The sequence below is a fragment of the Nocardioides sp. Iso805N genome, assembly GCF_000364605.1.
In the GTDB taxonomy this organism is placed as follows: Bacteria; Actinomycetota; Actinomycetes; order Propionibacteriales; family Nocardioidaceae; genus Nocardioides.
The window spans coordinates 487,448-501,658 of the sequence record NZ_KB822576.1 but is presented as its reverse complement, the minus strand read 5'-3'; the positions used below and the strand labels follow the sequence as shown (position 1 = coordinate 501,658).

General features: G+C 68.7%; 14 protein-coding genes. 12 read left to right on the top strand and 2 right to left on the bottom strand.

Features of this window, described 5'->3' with window-relative positions; genetic code table 11:
- The first annotated feature begins 121 nt into the window (after positions 1-121).
- From H036_RS0106690 to H036_RS0106675, 4 genes are all read left to right on the top strand, one after another.
- The gene (locus tag H036_RS0106690; RefSeq protein WP_026145847.1) at positions 122-490 is read left to right on the top strand and encodes a YraN family protein; all 369 of its coding nucleotides are present in this window, start codon (positions 122-124) and stop codon (positions 488-490) included.
- On the top strand, positions 490-2,073 hold the full coding sequence (locus tag H036_RS0106685; protein WP_017934013.1) for a YifB family Mg chelatase-like AAA ATPase: 1,584 nt from the start codon (positions 490-492) through the stop codon (positions 2,071-2,073). Before H036_RS0106690 ends, H036_RS0106685 begins: the two co-directional genes overlap by 1 nt.
- A complete protein-coding gene (gene dprA, locus H036_RS0106680) occupies positions 2,070-3,224 on the top strand; it encodes a DNA-processing protein DprA (RefSeq protein WP_017934012.1) in 1,155 nt (384 codons plus the stop codon). The genes H036_RS0106685 and dprA overlap by 4 nt, the downstream gene beginning before the upstream one ends.
- 69 nt (positions 3,225-3,293) lie before the next feature.
- Positions 3,294-4,235, top strand: a complete 942-nt coding sequence (locus H036_RS0106675) for a tyrosine recombinase XerC (protein ID WP_017934011.1) — start codon at positions 3,294-3,296, stop codon at positions 4,233-4,235.
- Between the two features lie 29 nt (positions 4,236-4,264).
- On the opposite strand, the gene H036_RS0106670 is transcribed toward H036_RS0106675, so the two are convergent.
- Positions 4,265-4,927, bottom strand: a complete 663-nt coding sequence (locus tag H036_RS0106670) for a M23 family metallopeptidase (protein ID WP_017934010.1) — start codon at positions 4,925-4,927, stop codon at positions 4,265-4,267.
- Between the two features lie 327 nt (positions 4,928-5,254).
- Between H036_RS0106670 and rpsB the strand changes: the two genes are divergently transcribed.
- From rpsB to H036_RS0106630, 7 genes are all read left to right on the top strand, one after another.
- Positions 5,255-6,211, top strand: a complete 957-nt coding sequence (gene rpsB / locus H036_RS0106665; protein ID WP_017934009.1) for a 30S ribosomal protein S2 — start codon at positions 5,255-5,257, stop codon at positions 6,209-6,211.
- 33 nt (positions 6,212-6,244) lie between these two features.
- Positions 6,245-7,054 carry a translation elongation factor Ts gene (gene tsf, locus H036_RS0106660; RefSeq protein ID WP_017934008.1) on the top strand — a complete coding sequence of 270 codons (810 nt, stop codon included), beginning with the start codon at positions 6,245-6,247 and terminating at the stop codon, positions 7,052-7,054.
- Between the two features lie 130 nt (positions 7,055-7,184).
- Positions 7,185-7,898, top strand: coding sequence for a UMP kinase (pyrH, locus tag H036_RS0106650; protein WP_017934006.1), 714 nt, complete (start codon positions 7,185-7,187; stop codon positions 7,896-7,898).
- Positions 7,899-7,942: 44 nt separating this feature from the next.
- Complete coding sequence (gene frr, locus H036_RS0106645; protein WP_198289922.1) at positions 7,943-8,497, top strand: ribosome recycling factor; 555 nt, start codon at positions 7,943-7,945, stop codon at positions 8,495-8,497.
- Between the two features lie 15 nt (positions 8,498-8,512).
- Positions 8,513-9,394 (top strand): phosphatidate cytidylyltransferase, encoded by an 882-nt coding sequence (locus tag H036_RS0106640; RefSeq protein ID WP_017934004.1) that lies wholly within the window; start codon positions 8,513-8,515, stop codon positions 9,392-9,394.
- 97 nt (positions 9,395-9,491) lie between these two features.
- Complete coding sequence (locus H036_RS0106635; RefSeq protein ID WP_017934003.1) at positions 9,492-9,830, top strand: hypothetical protein; 339 nt, start codon at positions 9,492-9,494, stop codon at positions 9,828-9,830.
- 99 nt (positions 9,831-9,929) lie between these two features.
- On the top strand, positions 9,930-11,180 hold the full coding sequence (locus tag H036_RS0106630) for a HupE/UreJ family protein (protein WP_017934002.1): 1,251 nt from the start codon (positions 9,930-9,932) through the stop codon (positions 11,178-11,180).
- A 74-nt stretch (positions 11,181-11,254) separates the two neighbouring features.
- Here the strand turns inward: H036_RS0106630 and H036_RS25275 are convergent, their stop codons facing one another.
- Positions 11,255-12,001, bottom strand: a complete 747-nt coding sequence (locus H036_RS25275) for a hypothetical protein (protein ID WP_157417094.1) — start codon at positions 11,999-12,001, stop codon at positions 11,255-11,257.
- A 297-nt stretch (positions 12,002-12,298) separates the two neighbouring features.
- On the opposite strand from H036_RS25275, the gene H036_RS0106620 reads away from it, so the two are divergent.
- A complete protein-coding gene (locus H036_RS0106620; RefSeq protein ID WP_157417092.1) occupies positions 12,299-14,119 on the top strand; it encodes a purple acid phosphatase family protein in 1,821 nt (606 codons plus the stop codon).
- Positions 14,120-14,211: the final 92 nt, after the last annotated feature.

Genomic DNA, 14,211 nt, shown 5'->3' with positions numbered 1-14,211 from the left:
CCGGGCCCAATCTGTCCACAGCTGGGGCTCCCGTATCGCTTGTCCACAGGTGGGCTGCCGTGCGTCGCGGGCTGTCGGGGCGACGTTCGATGCTGGCTCTCCGATCTCGGACGGAGGCACCATGACGACGACAGCAGCGAGCAAACAGGCGATGGGGCGCTATGGCGAGGCCATCGCCGAGCGACATCTCACCGCGCAGGGCCTGGTCGTGCTCGAGCGCAACTGGCACTGCACCGAGGGCGAGATCGACCTCGTCCTCCGCGAGGGCGACACCCTGGTTATCTGCGAGGTGAAGACTCGGTCCGACGATGCCTTCGGCACACCGCAGCAGGCGGTGACCCAGGCCAAGCTCGACCGGCTGCACCGTCTTGCCGAGCGCTGGATCACGGCGCGCGGACTGCGTCCGGCCGAGGTGCGGGTGGACCTCGTCGCCGTGCACAGGCCGCGCCGCGGCGCCGCCCGCGTCGAGCATGTTCGAGGGCTGAGCTGATGGCCGTCGCATCCGCGCACTGCGTCGCTCTCCGCGGCGCTGTCGGGCATCTGGTGGACGTCCAGGCCGATGTCTCACCGGGGCAGGTCGGCACCACGCTGGTCGGCCGGGTCGACGCTGCGCTGCACGAGGCTCGTGATCGGGTGCGGATGGCAATCGAGAACTCGCAGCTCACCTGGCCCGGCACCACCAAGCGCGTCACCGTGCTGCTCTCACCAGCAGACCTGCCCAAGTCGGGCGCGCATTTCGATCTCGCCATCGCGGTCGCGATCCTCGCGGCCAGCGGAGAGGTGGACCCACGCCGGCTGGAGGACACCGCCTTCATCGGTGAGCTCACGCTCGGCGGCGGGCTGCGCGCTGTCGGCGGCGTACTGCCGATGGTGCTGGCGGCCTCCAAGCGCGGCATCCGGCAGGTCTTCGTGCCCGAGCCGCAGGCCAGGGAGGCGACGATGGTGCCCGGAATGACGGTCCTCGGGCTGCGATCCCTCCATCAGGTGGTGGCAGCGCTCACCGACGCCGACGTGCCCGAAGCGCCGCCGGTCCCGCCCCTGTCGGGCGGCCGCTTCCTCGCCTGGCGGGGCTCTGCCCGACTCGAGGAGGTGGACATGGCCGACCTGGTGGGCCTCGAGGAGGTGAAGTTCGCCGCGGAGGTGGCAGCTGCAGGCGGGCACCACCTGCTGATCGATGGCCCGAAGGGCTGTGGGAAGACCTCGATCGCGGAGCGGATACCCACCATCCTGCCCGACCTCACCGGCACCGAATCGGTCGAGCTGACGGCCATCCGTTCGCTGGCAGGGTTGCTCGATCCCGACCTCGGGATGGCGACTCGGCCGCCCTTCTCGGCGCCGCACCACGACGCCAGCAAGGTCAGTGTGGTGGGCGGCGGCACGGGCAGGGTGCGCCCGGGCGAGCTGAGCCTGGCCCATGGAGGCGTGCTTTTCCTGGACGAGTTCCCGCTGTTCCGGACCGACGTCATCGAGGCGTTGCGCGAGCCCCTCGAGAACGGCGACATCACCGTGGCCCGAGGTGAGGAGGCGGTCACCCTGCCCGCGCGCAGCATGGTCGTCCTCGCCGCAAACCCGTGCGCCTGCGGCAACAACGTCGGCAAGAACCACGCCGCCTGCACCTGCACCTCGGTCCAGCGTCGGGACTACCAGAGCAAGGTCAGCGGGCCGATCGCGGACCGCATCGACATCACTCGCCATCTGCTGCCGGCCGTGTTCACCCGAGACCCGCTCGGGCTGAAGGAGAACAGCGAGACCATCCGTGCGCGGGTGCACGAGGCAAGGGCCCGGCAGGCCCGCCGGTACGCCGAGCACGACTGGCGGCTCAATGCCCAGGCCCCGAGTGCCGCGCTGCGTGAGCGCTGGCCGATGAGCACCGAGGCGCAATCGCTGGTCGACGACGCCATCGGACGAGGGCGACTCAGCCGGCGAGGTGCGGTGAAGGTTCACCGGCTGGCCTGGACGATCGCCGATCTCCGTGGCCTCCTGTCTCCAGGGCGGGGCGAGGCCGAGGTGGCGCTCGCGCTACGTCAGGGTGACTCCCTGCCCGTCGCGGTGGTGATGGAGCGAGCGGGATGAGCGTCACCGATGAAGAACGCCTCGCCAGGCTTGCGTTGAGCCAGGTGCTGGAGCCGGGCGACCACCGCATCGCCGGTCTGGTCGATCAGCTCGGCGGCATCAGGCTCCTGGAGATGCTGCGCACCGGCGAGCACGATCTGCCGCAGGTCGACGTCGCCGCGAGGCTGGCACGCGTCGATCCGGCACATCAGCTAGAGCTCGGACAGCAGCGGGGGATGCGCTACGTCGTACCGGGGGACCCGGAGTGGCCGAGCCAGCTGGCACCGCTCGACCATGTCTCGCCACTCCACGAACGGACCGGCTGCCCGCCGGGCCTGTGGGTCCGCGGCCCCCTGACGCTGGACACGCTCGAGAGGTCGGTCGCGATCGTCGGCGCTCGCGCCGCCACCAGCTATGGCGCCGACACCGCCTCCCTCATCGCGGCCGAGGTGGGTAGAGCCGGATATGCCGTCGTCTCCGGCGGGGCGTATGGCATCGACATCGCTGCTCACCGCGGGGCGCTGGCCGCAGGCACGCCCACCGTCGCCGTGCTCGCCTGTGGCGCGGACCGCGTCTATCCGCCCAGTCATCGCCGACTCTTCGAGATCCTGGCCCGAGAGGGAGCGATCGTCGCCGAGGTGGCACCCGGCCTGCCGCCGACCCGGCTGCGCTTCCTGAGCCGCAACCGCATCATCGCGGGCGTGGCACGAGGAACCGTCATCGTCGAGGCCGGCCGTCGCAGCGGCGCCCGCAACACGGCGACGTGGACCTCCCGACTCAGCAGACCCCTCATGGGGGTGCCGGGGCCGGTCACGAGCGCTGCGTCCGAGGGTGTCCACCGGATGTTGCGCTCGGGGGAGGCCGTGGTCGTGACCTCGGGGGAGGAGGTGCTGGAGATGGTGGGCTCGGCTGGGGAGTACCTGCCGTTCGAGGAGTCCGCTCCCGTGCTTCCGCGTGACCAGGTGACCTTGCGCGAGCAGCAGGTCCTCGACGCCGTACCGGTGGGCAGAGGCGCTCGCGTCGACTCGATCGCCGTGACGGCAGGGATGAGCGTTCTCGCCGTGCAAGGCGCGCTTCGCATCCTCCAGGAGCGCGGACTTGCGCTGCTTGCAGGCGACGGCTGGCGACTGACTCCGATAGCACTTCAGTCGACCACGGACACGAGGTCGTAACGGCGGCGGGACGCATCCGCCTCGCCCGGGTTCCACCTCGCGGATCGGCTGCACGCCTAGACTCGCGGTGTGACGGATGAGGCGGAGGTGACGGAGCTGCCTGAGTCGTTCGCCGTGGTCCTTGCGGACTACGAGCGCCACCTCGTCTCAGAGCGCGACCTCAGCGCTCACTCCGTCCGAGCGTACGTCGGTGACATCCTCGCCCTGCTCGACCACGCCAGCAGGCTCGGCATGAGCATGCCCGACCAGCTCGACCTGCGCACGTTGCGCAGTTGGCTGGCCAAGCAGCAGTCGATGGGCCGCAGCCGCACCACCATCGCGCGACGCGCGACGGCCGCGCGGGTCTTCACCTCGTGGCTCGCTCGCACTGGCCGGGCGGCCGTGGACGCCGGCGCAGCGCTGCGCTCACCGAAGGCACACCGCACCTTGCCCCCGGTGCTGCGAGCAGACGAAGCGGAATCGGTCCTGCGCTCGACCATCGAGGCGGCGGCCACCGTCGACAGCCCGCTGGGACTGCGCGACCTGGCGATCCTCGAACTGCTCTACGCGACGGGAATCCGGGTCGGCGAGCTGGTCGGGCTCGATGTCGACGACGTCGACCGGCAGCGCAACGTCGTGCGCGTGCTCGGCAAGGGGCGCAAGGAGCGCACGGTGCCGTTCGGTATGCCTGCGGCGCAGGCCCTGGACGGCTGGCTGGCGACAGGGCGTGCCCAGATCGCACGGGCCGGCTCGGGGCCGGCGCTGTTCCTGGGTGCCCGCGGGGCCAGGATGGACCAGCGCGCGGTGCGCACCCTGGTGCACAAGGCGGTGAGCGCCGTGCCGGGCGTGCCCGACCTGGCACCGCACGGCTTGCGCCACACGGCCGCGACCCACCTGCTCGAGGGTGGGGCCGATCTGCGCTCGGTGCAGGAACTGCTGGGGCACGCGTCGCTGGCGACGACGCAGCTCTACACCCACGTCAGCACCGACCGGTTGCGGCGGGCCTACCAGCAGGCGCACCCGCGGGCCTGAGAGCGGGCGCCCTGCCGTCAGCGCCGGGCTCATTCCCCCAGGTGCAGTGCGATCGGCGGATGCCACGCCGCATAGGGGGTCGGCCAGGCGATGCCCGACCCTGACGCGACCCTGGAGACCGGCCGCGCTGTCGTGGGCGCAGATGACAGCGGGAGCAGCCGAACGGGCGCGTCGAGCCCTACCAGCTGGAGTGGATCGAGATAGACGTCATCGGCGTTTCGCACCAGGCCCCAGTGCAGGCAGGCGGCGGGCAGGCAGTGGGACCGCAGGAGAGTGAGCGTGCCGATCCTCGCGCCTTGGGCGACCACGTCGCCCACCGTCACACTCGCCGTGACGGGCTCATAGGTCGTCCGTGTCGCGCCGTGGTCCACCACCACGACGCCGCGTCCGGCAAGTGTGCCGGCGAAGGTCACCGTGCCGGCGAGAGCCGCGTGCACCGCCTGGCCCACGGCGCCCGCCAGATCCACCCCGCGGTGACCCGCGCCCCATGCGGACGACGGTGGGTCGAAGCCCCGAACCACCGTGGGCTCTGGCTGCAGCGGCCACGCACCGCTCGGAACCGCCGCCCCGGCGTCGCCGGCGACCGCTGCACGCCCCGTGCCGGTCAGCAGAAGGGCGAGCAACACGGTCGCCAGGACGGCGAGGAGGCGTACGCCGGAGCGACGGATCCGATCGGTGGTGGCGCGGTTCATGGGCTCAGCCTCGCCGGTCGAGCGGTGGCGCGCAGCGCCCGTCGTACGCGTTGTGGACACGGCCGCCAGAGAGCTGGTCTGTGGACGACAAGCGGCCATCGGGGATCGCCGCGGACCTCACCCAGGACCGCTCCGCATCGATTCGCCCGCCGTCGCCGGAACGACTAGTCTGAGCGCAGCAGCCCACCCGGGCTGACTTCGCGTGTCCGCAGACCGTGCAGGAGCTCTCCGTTCCTGACCGCACACGGGCGCGGCCTCCAGTCCCTCTCGCAGGGTCGGGTCGCGCGCGGACGCCAGGCAGAACTGGAAACAAGGAAAGAAGACATCATGGCAGTCGTGACCATGCGCCAGCTCCTCGAGAGCGGCGTCCACTTCGGACACCAGACCCGTCGGTGGAACCCGAAGATGAAGCGCTTCATCATGACCGAGCGCAACGGCATCTACATCATCGACCTGCAGCAGTCGCTGGCCTACATCGACCGCTCCTTCGCCTTCATCAAGGAGACCGTCGCCAAGGGCGGCACCATCCTGTTCGTCGGCACCAAGAAGCAGGCCCAGGAGGCCATCGCCGAGCAGGCGACCCGCGTCGGCCAGCCCTACGTCAACCAGCGTTGGCTCGGCGGCATGCTCACCAACTTCCAGACGGTGCACCAGCGGATCAACCGCCTCAAGGAGCTCGAGGAGCTCGACTTCGAGGACGTGGCCGGCTCGGGCCGCACCAAGAAGGAGCTCCTGCAGCTGCGCCGCGAGAAGGACAAGCTGCAGAAGACCCTCGGCGGTCTGCGCGACATGGGCCGCACGCCGTCGGCCGTCTGGATCGTCGACACCAAGAAGGAGCACCTCGCTGTCGAGGAGGCTCGCAAGCTCAAGATCCCGGTCATCGGCATCCTGGACACCAACTGCGACCCCGACGAGGTCGACTTCCCGATCCCGGGCAACGACGACGCCATCCGCGCCGTCAGCCTGCTGACCCGCGTCATCGCCGACGCCGTGGCCGAGGGCCTGATCGCCCGCTCGGGTGCGAAGACCGAGGGTGCCGAGTCCGGCGCCGAGGAGCCGCTGGCCGAGTGGGAGCGCGAGCTGCTCGCGACCCCGGCCGAGGGTGCCGAGGCCCCCGCCGCTGAGGCTGCTGAGGCCCCCGAGGCTGCTGAGGCGCCCGAGACCCCTGAGGTCACCGAGACCCCTGAGGTCGCCGAGGCCGCCGAGGCCACTGAGGCCCCCGTCGCTGAGGCTGCGGCTGAGGTCGCCGAGACCCCGGCCCCCGAGGCTCCGGCCGAGGCCTGATCCATCCGTACACCGACGTACTAAGGACAACACATGGCTTACACCGCTGCCGACGTCAAGAAGCTGCGTGAGCTGACGCAGGCCGGCATGATGGACTGCAAGAAGGCGCTCGACGAGACCGACGGCGACTTCGACAAGGCCGTCGAGCTGCTCCGCGTCAAGGGCGCCGCCAAGGCTGCTGCCCGCGCCGCCGAGCGTGAGGCATCGGCCGGTCTGGTTGCGGCTTCCGGCAACGCGCTGATCAGCCTCAAGGCCGAGACCGACTTCGTCGCGAAGAACGAGGCCTTCATCAGCGCCGCCCAGGCGATCGCGGACGCCGCGAACACCGCCAAGGTGGGCGACGCCGAGGCGCTCCGGGCCGTCTCGCTCGGCGAGAAGACCGTCGGTGAGACCGTGGACGAGCTCGCCCGCACCATCGGCGAGAAGATCGAGCTGGGCGACGTCGCCTACTTCGAGGGCAACACCACGGTCTACCTGCACAAGAAGGCCTCCGACCTGCCGCCGACCCTCGGTGTGCTCGTCGAGTTCGACGGCGACGAGGCGGCCGCGAAGCAGGCCGCTCAGCAGGCCGCGGCGCTGAAGGCGCAGTTCCTCACCTCCGACGAGGTCCCCGCCGACGTCGTCGCGAAGGAGAAGGACGTCCTGACCAAGAAGACGCTCGAGGAGGGCAAGCCCGAGGCTGCCGTCGCCAAGATCGTCGAGGGTCGCATCGGCGCCTTCTTCAAGGAGATCGTCCTGCTCGACCAGGAGTCGGTCTTCGAGGCCAAGAAGTCGGTCAAGCAGGTCCTCGACGCCGCCAACACGACGGTGACGCGGTTCGCCCGCTTCGAGGTCGGCGCCTGATCCGACTGGATCGGATGACCAGTACGACGAAGGAGGCCGGTCCGATGTCACAGCACGTGATCATCGGGCCGGCCTTCCTCATCCCCGCGAGGGACCGTTCGAAGATCTCCAGGAAGGACGTGGTCGCGCGATGACCGGCTACAAGCGAGTGCTGCTCAAGCTCTCCGGCGAGGTTTTCGGTGGGGGCAAGGTCGGGGTCGACCCCGACGTGGTGGAGAAGGTCGCCCGCGAGATCAAGGCCGTCTCCGACTCCGGCGTACAGATCGCCGTCGTGACCGGTGGCGGCAACTTCTTCCGCGGTGCCGAGCTGCAGCAGCGCGGCATGGAGCGTGCCCGCGCCGACTACATGGGCATGCTCGGGATCGTGATGAACTGCCTGGCGCTCCAGGACTTCTTGGAGCGGATGGGTGTGGACACCCGCGTCCAGACCGCCATCACGATGGGCCAGGTGGCCGAGCCCTACATCCCGCGTAAGGCGATCCGTCATATGGAGAAGGGCCGGGTCGTCATCTTCGGCGCCGGCATGGGCATGCCCTACTTCTCCACCGACACGGTCGCGGTCCAACGTGCGCTGGAGAGCAAGTGCGACGTGGTGCTGGTGGCCAAGTCCGGTGTGGACGGGGTCTACTCCGCCGACCCGAAGAAGGACCCCACCGCGGTCAAGTACGACGACCTCAGCTACGAGCAGGCGCTCACCGAGGGCCTCAAGATCATGGACCAGACGGCCTTCGCGCTGTGCGGCGAGAACAAGCTGCCGATGGTCGTCTTCGGCATGGAGCCCGAGGGCAACATCCTGCGCGTCGTGCAGGGTGAGAGGATCGGTACGCTCGTCAGCGCCGGCTGACCTGCGGAACCGGCTGAGAAGAACGCGACAGGAGTGACATGGCGATCAACGACATCCTCGACGAGGCCGACGACAAGATGGGCAAGTCGGTCGAGGCCACGCGCGATGACTTCGCGACCATTCGTGCCGGCCGGATCACTCCGAGCGTGTTCAGCAAGTTGAACGCGGAGTACTACGGCACCCCGACCCCGCTGCAGCAGCTCGCGACGTTCACCAGCCCCGAGCCGCGCGTGATCAACATCGCGCCCTTCGACATCACCGCCATGCCGGCGATCGAGAAGGCGATCCGCGACTCCGATCTCGGAATCAACCCGTCGAACGACGGCAAGATCCTGCGCGCCGTCTTCCCGGAGCTGACCGAGGAGCGCCGCAAGGAGTTCATCAAGCAGGCCAAGGAGAAGGCCGAGCAGGGCCGGATCGCGGTCCGTCAGGTTCGCCAGAAGGCCAAGCAGAACCTCGAGAAGCTGGAGAAGGACGGCGAGGTCGGCAAGGACGACGTCACCGGCGCCGAGAAGCGGCTCGACACGATGACCAAGAAGCACACCGACGCCATCGACGAGCAGCTCAAGAGCAAGGAGGCCGAGCTCCTCGAGGTCTGAGGAGCTCACGCCGACATGGTGGATACGACGGGCACCGCCGTACCGCCGCCCCCGAAGAAGGACTACGGCCGAGCCGGCCGCAACATCCCGGTCTCGATCGCGTCGGCGGTCGTGCTGCTTGGCGCGGCCGGCCTGACCCTCTTCTTCTGGAAGACGGCCTTCATCGCCCTGGTCGCGATCGTGCTGGTGGCAGGCGTGTGGGAGCTGCGCCGTGGCCTGATGGCCAAGGACGTCGACCTTCCCGAGCAGCCACTGATGCTCGGTGGCGTGGTGATGATCGTGGTCGCCTACTTCTGGGGCGCCGACGCGCTCGTGACAGCCACCGCCGTCACGGCACTGACCACCATGCTCTGGCTGCTGCGCCGGGGCGTCGAGGGCTATGTCCGTACGGCGACGGCGTCCGTCTTCGCGATCGTCTACCTGCCGTTCCTCGGTTCGTTCGTCGCGCTGATGCTCCGCGAGGGCGGAACCTGGCGGGAGACGGGCATCGATGCGGGCGTGAAGGGGATCATCGCGTTCGTGCTGGTCACCATCGCCTCCGATATCGGCGGCTTCGTGGCGGGCGTGCTGTTCGGCAAGCACCCGATGGCGCCGGTGATCTCGCCGAAGAAGTCCTGGGAGGGCTTCGCCGGGTCGGCGATCGCGACCATCGCTGTGGGCATCGCGCTGGTCGTCTGGATGTTCGACGCCGACTGGTACATCGGCGTCGCGCTCGGCGCCATCGCCGTGGTGATGGCCGTCCTCGGCGACCTCGTCGAGTCGGTGATCAAGCGTGACCTCGGGGTCAAGGACATGAGCCAGATCATCCCCGGTCACGGAGGGATCATGGACAGGCTCGACTCGCTGCTCGCCACCATCGCACCGATCTGGCTGCTCCTGCACTACGCGGTCTTCTGAGCCGCACTCACCCACGACGCGCGAGGATGCGCCTGTTGATGCGCGCGGTGGGCGCGTCGCTCGTGCTCTCGTGCGGACAGAGATACCGTGAAGCGTGATGTCGACCGAGGAGACCGAGGAGCAGGCACCTGCCGCCCAGCCCGACTGGTGGCACCGTGACCATCCGACGTTCGCGGCCCTGACCGGGTTCTACACCGGCCTGGTCTTCGCGATCGTCATCCCGGGCCTGTACGTCGGCATCCTCGCCGCGCTGTTCGGTCAGGACCGAGCCGAGGACCTGTTCCCGTTCGTGCTGGTCACCTTGGTGGTGCCGCTGCTGCTGGTGATCAATCGCCGCACCCGCCGCTTCGGTCGCTACATGTGGCTGGGGATGGTGAGCACGGCGATCGTCGTCCTCGGTGTCGGGGTCGGCGTCTTCTGGTACATGATGCGCTGATCCGACGGTCCTGTCCGGGCCAACGGCAAGCAGGCATTCGCCCGACGTTCCGGCGGCGTCGGCCATCTGTTCATCGGTGCCCGAGAGCGTACGCCGGTCATGTTCAGATCATGTTCCGTTGCGCTCGCCTTCCTCGCCGCGCTCTTCGCCCTGTTCACCACCGCTGGTCCCGCCGGCGCCCACGGATTCACCACGGTCGTCTATGCCCACGCGAGCGCGCCGTCCGCTGACGTCGTACGGATGAGGCTCGGCCTCGAGTACGACCTGCTGCTGGTCTCGGTGGCCGAGGCGCAGAAGGACGACCCTCTCTACCGTGCCGGCCAGCCGGCCTGGGACGACGGTGACTTCCCCGGCATGGTGAAGGCACTCCAGGACCACCGGGTCTCGCTGCAGTCCTATCTGGCGGAACGGTTCACGCTCGTCTACGCCGGTGCCACCTGTACGCCGACCCTCCAGACTGACGTCTCGGTGAAGATGAACGACCAGCAGGGGGTGCCCTACGCGAACGTCACCGTCGACTATCGCTGCCGCAGTGACTCCGATGCCGAGGCCATGCATGAAGGGCACATCGTCGGGTCGACGATGTTCCCCGACTCGGAGGGTTTCGTCACTGGTACGAAGACGATCGTCACCTACGACATCGACGACCGTGTGGGCAGCGCTGCACTGGACGGTGACCACACGTCGTTCTCCACCAGGCAGTCCTGGGGGCAACGCTTCTGGGAGTTCTGGCGGCTCGGGGCGGAGCACCTGCTCACCGGCCTCGACCACATGCTGTTCCTGACCGCCCTGATCATCGGCTCACGCCGGCTGCGCGAGATCGTGCTTGCCGCGACCACCTTCACCTTGGCCCACTCGACCACGCTGATCCTGGCGGCCTTCGGTGTGGTGCACGTCTCCAATGACCTGGTCGAGCCGCTGATCGCACTCTCGATCGCCGCCACCGCTTCCTGGTTCCTGTGGCGTGTGTGGCGCAGGGGCGAGCACGCGACCGATCTGGACGTGTCGGGCACGAGCCACTTCGCGCTAGACCGGGCCGGCTGGTCGCGCCTCGCGGTGGTGTTCTGCTTCGGGCTCGTCCACGGCCTGGGTTTCGCCGGAGCACTCGGCATCGATCACGCGTGGTCGTGGCCGCTGTTGTGGTCGTTGCTGGTCTTCAACGTCGGCATCGAGACAGTTCAGCTCGGTCTGATCGTGCTCGTCTTTCCCCTGCTGATGGTGCTGCGTCGTTACCACCCGCGGGTGGCACTCGTGGTCACCGCCGGTGTGGCGGTCGTGGTCACCGTGGTCGGGCTCATCTGGTTCGGTCAGAGGGTCTTCGGGTTCCAGATCCTCGGCGAGGGAGGCTGAGTCCCGCCGGAACGCCGAGGGACGCCCGACCGTCGCGGTGAGGCGCCCCTCGGGACCTGGAAGCCGCTGGCCGGTCAGGAGACGCGCACGACGTACCCCGAGTAGCCGCTCACGGCGGCGGCGACGGCGGCCACCAGAGCTTTGTTGATCCGGGCCGTGGTGAAGCGGGTGGGGTCGTAGTCCTCGACGGTGCCGTCGTTGCCACCCCGATAGCTGGAGTCCTGCCACACAGCGGCGGTGACGTTGTACGTCGGCTCAGCGAGCTCGGCGCCCAGCACGAGGAACTTCTGGTCGAGATGGTCGGCGGTGGTCACCGTGAGTGGATCTGCGAGTGCTTGGCCGACACTGATCACCAGGTCGGGGCTGAGGTCGATCGCGCGCTGGATGTCGGCGAGGTAGCCGGCCGGCCGGCCGGCCGGCACGTAGGTGACGGTCACGTGGGCGCCCTTCGCCCACGCCGCCACCACGCGGCGCAGCTTCGTCGACTCCTTGTCCCCTGTGGAGATCAGTGCGACCCGGTAGCCGGTCGGCGGGTGCACCTGCGACCACGACCCAGGGCTCGGCGAAAGGGTGCCGCCGGGTGCCGGTGGTGCCGACGGCGTCACGAAGCCGCTGCCCAGCTGGCCGGAACCTGGCAGGGGGCGTACGGGACCGCCGTCGGCGCCCACCGTTGCGGCCGGGTTCGGGGGAGCGGTCGAGAGAGCTGGGGAGGGGGCCGGTGTCGCACTGCTGCTGTTGCCCTGTCCGCAGGCGCTCAGGGTCGACACGGTGGCAAGCGCGGCCAGCAGGCCGGCCGTCTTCAGAGTGGGAGAGCGAAACACTCGCACTTCCTACCTGATCGCCGACCCCCGTCTCCAACCCTGACGACAACCTGACGATGTGTTCGTCTCGATGACCCGTTCTGTTCATGAGGAGCGGCCGCAGGGCGGTTGTGGGGCCGGGGTTCTGGCGACCGAGTTCACCTGAAAATCACATGGCGATCCGGGAGCGTGCAGGTGAAGGCAAGTCGCCATTCACCGGGTGTACATCAACGGCCGCAAGCCTCGCCGCGTTCAGGAAATTTCCAGAACATTTCCAGACTCTGCTTGTGAAAGGGCATTGCTTCGATGAAGCTCAACATGAGCCGCCGCCGACGCGTCGGCGCGGGCGTTGCGACACTCGGCCTGGCCGCCGCTGCCGTCGTGGGCACAGGTGTCACGTTCTCCTCCTTCGGCGCAGACGGCACGCCTGCCTTCTCGGGCCTGGTCCTCGGCGTCGGCGATGACGAGACCTCGCGCACCCTCGACTGGTACTCCTCAACCAGCCCGGCTGGTGGCGAGGTCGTCGAGCTGGCCACGAAGGCCGACTTCTCCGACGAGGTGAATGTCGCCGCGACGCTGGCGGCGAACATCACCACCGACAGCGCGACCGCTCTTGCGCTGACGAACTTCAACGGCAAGGCGACCCTGAGCGGCCTCAAGGCGGACACGACCTACTACTACCGGGTGGCCCAGAAGGGCAGCACGAGCCACTCGAGCGCCTACTCCTTCACGACCGGTGCCTTCGGCAACGGCAACTTCCAGTTCCTGTTCTTCGGCGACCCGCAGATCGGTGCCTCCGGCGACCCGGCCGCGGACGGCAACGGCTGGCAGTACACGTTGGACCAGTCCAAGATCCAGAGCCCTAAGGCCGAGCTCTACGTCTCGGGCGGTGACCAGGTCGACGCTGCCAACAACGAGACGCAGTGGGACAACTTCCTGCGGCCCGACGAGCTCCGCTCGATCCCGTGGGCCGCCACCATCGGAAACCACGACAACGGTGGCATCGCCTACGACCAGCACTTCGCGCTGCCGGACACGAAGCGGAACGACGCGAACCTCTACGACACCAACACCAATGCCCCGAGCGCGACCGCGCACCCCGGTGGCGACTATTGGTTCAAGTACAAGGGTGTGCTGTTCATCGACCTGAACTCGAACGCGTACAGCTCGGCCAACGGCTCGGACCCGGCGCACGTGCAGTTCGTCACCGACACCATCACCAATCACAAGGGCGACGCGAAGCACGTCGTCCTCGTCTATCACCACTCGATCTACTCTCCGGCCGACCACGCCAACGACTCGGACAACCAGCAGCGCCGTACCGACTTCACCAAGGCGTTCTCCGATCTCGGCGTCGACCTCGTCCTGCAGGGTCACGACCACTCGTACTCGCGCTCGTATGCGATCAAGGGATCGACCGCGTCGCCGAGCGGCGCCAAGGCCGACGCCAACGAGAAGCCCGGTCAGACGACGGTCGTCGAGGGGCCGGGCGGCGTCATCTACGTCACCGCCAACACGGCGTCGGGCTCGAAGTACTACGACCTGACCGCACCGGACTCCTCCAAGGCCGGCTACGGCGCCGACACCAAGGTGGGCGGTGACGAGACGCTCAACCTCGACGGCACCGTCTCCCACCTGCGGCACTGGGCGAACTCGGTAGAGAACCAGGAGCACGTCCAGACCTACATCGAGGTCACGGTCAACGACAAGGGTCTCCAGGTCAAGAACGTCCGTGCCAACGACGGCAGCGGTCCGAACGCAGCGATCGACCGCGGCAAGTCGACCGGTGTCGGGCCCGACCTGGCGGGCAGCCCGCTGCCGATCGGCTCGATCGTCGACCGGGTCGACATCTTCCGCAGCAAGGCCGACGTCTCGCCGATCCTGCCGCCCGCTGTCACCCGGACGGTCGAGGTGCCCGGAGCTACAACCACCGTCACCGCATCGCCGCAGCCTGCTCCGACGGTGACCGTCACTGCAACCCCGAAGCCGACCGAGGTCGTACCGGCCCAGCTCCAGCAGTCGGTGGGCGAGAAGATCGCCACCCTGAAGAAGAAGATCAAGAAGGCCAAGGGCGCCAAGAAGGCCAAGCTGAAGGCGCAGCTGAGCGCCTACAAGGCGATCCAGAAGCAGCTCAAGTGAGCGGGGCGCCGCCACGGCGCTGATCGTGACCGGCCCCGGGGCGCCCCGGGGCCGGTTCGCGTTTCGTGGTATACGGCCGGGCGATGGGAGAA

Coding starts and splice junctions, on each gene's coding strand:
- H036_RS0106690 (WP_026145847.1), top strand. CDS start 122: ATGACGACGACAGCAGCGAGCAAACAGGCGATGGGGCGCTATGGCGAG.
- H036_RS0106685 (WP_017934013.1), top strand. CDS start 490: ATGGCCGTCGCATCCGCGCACTGCGTCGCTCTCCGCGGCGCTGTCGGG.
- dprA (WP_017934012.1), top strand. CDS start 2,070: ATGAGCGTCACCGATGAAGAACGCCTCGCCAGGCTTGCGTTGAGCCAG.
- H036_RS0106670 (WP_017934010.1), bottom strand. CDS start 4,927: ATGAACCGCGCCACCACCGATCGGATCCGTCGCTCCGGCGTACGCCTC.
- rpsB (WP_017934009.1), top strand. CDS start 5,255: ATGGCAGTCGTGACCATGCGCCAGCTCCTCGAGAGCGGCGTCCACTTC.
- tsf (WP_017934008.1), top strand. CDS start 6,245: ATGGCTTACACCGCTGCCGACGTCAAGAAGCTGCGTGAGCTGACGCAG.
- pyrH (WP_017934006.1), top strand. CDS start 7,185: ATGACCGGCTACAAGCGAGTGCTGCTCAAGCTCTCCGGCGAGGTTTTC.
- H036_RS0106640 (WP_017934004.1), top strand. CDS start 8,513: ATGGTGGATACGACGGGCACCGCCGTACCGCCGCCCCCGAAGAAGGAC.
- H036_RS0106635 (WP_017934003.1), top strand. CDS start 9,492: ATGTCGACCGAGGAGACCGAGGAGCAGGCACCTGCCGCCCAGCCCGAC.
- H036_RS0106630 (WP_017934002.1), top strand. CDS start 9,930: ATGTTCAGATCATGTTCCGTTGCGCTCGCCTTCCTCGCCGCGCTCTTC.
- H036_RS0106620 (WP_157417092.1), top strand. CDS start 12,299: ATGAGCCGCCGCCGACGCGTCGGCGCGGGCGTTGCGACACTCGGCCTG.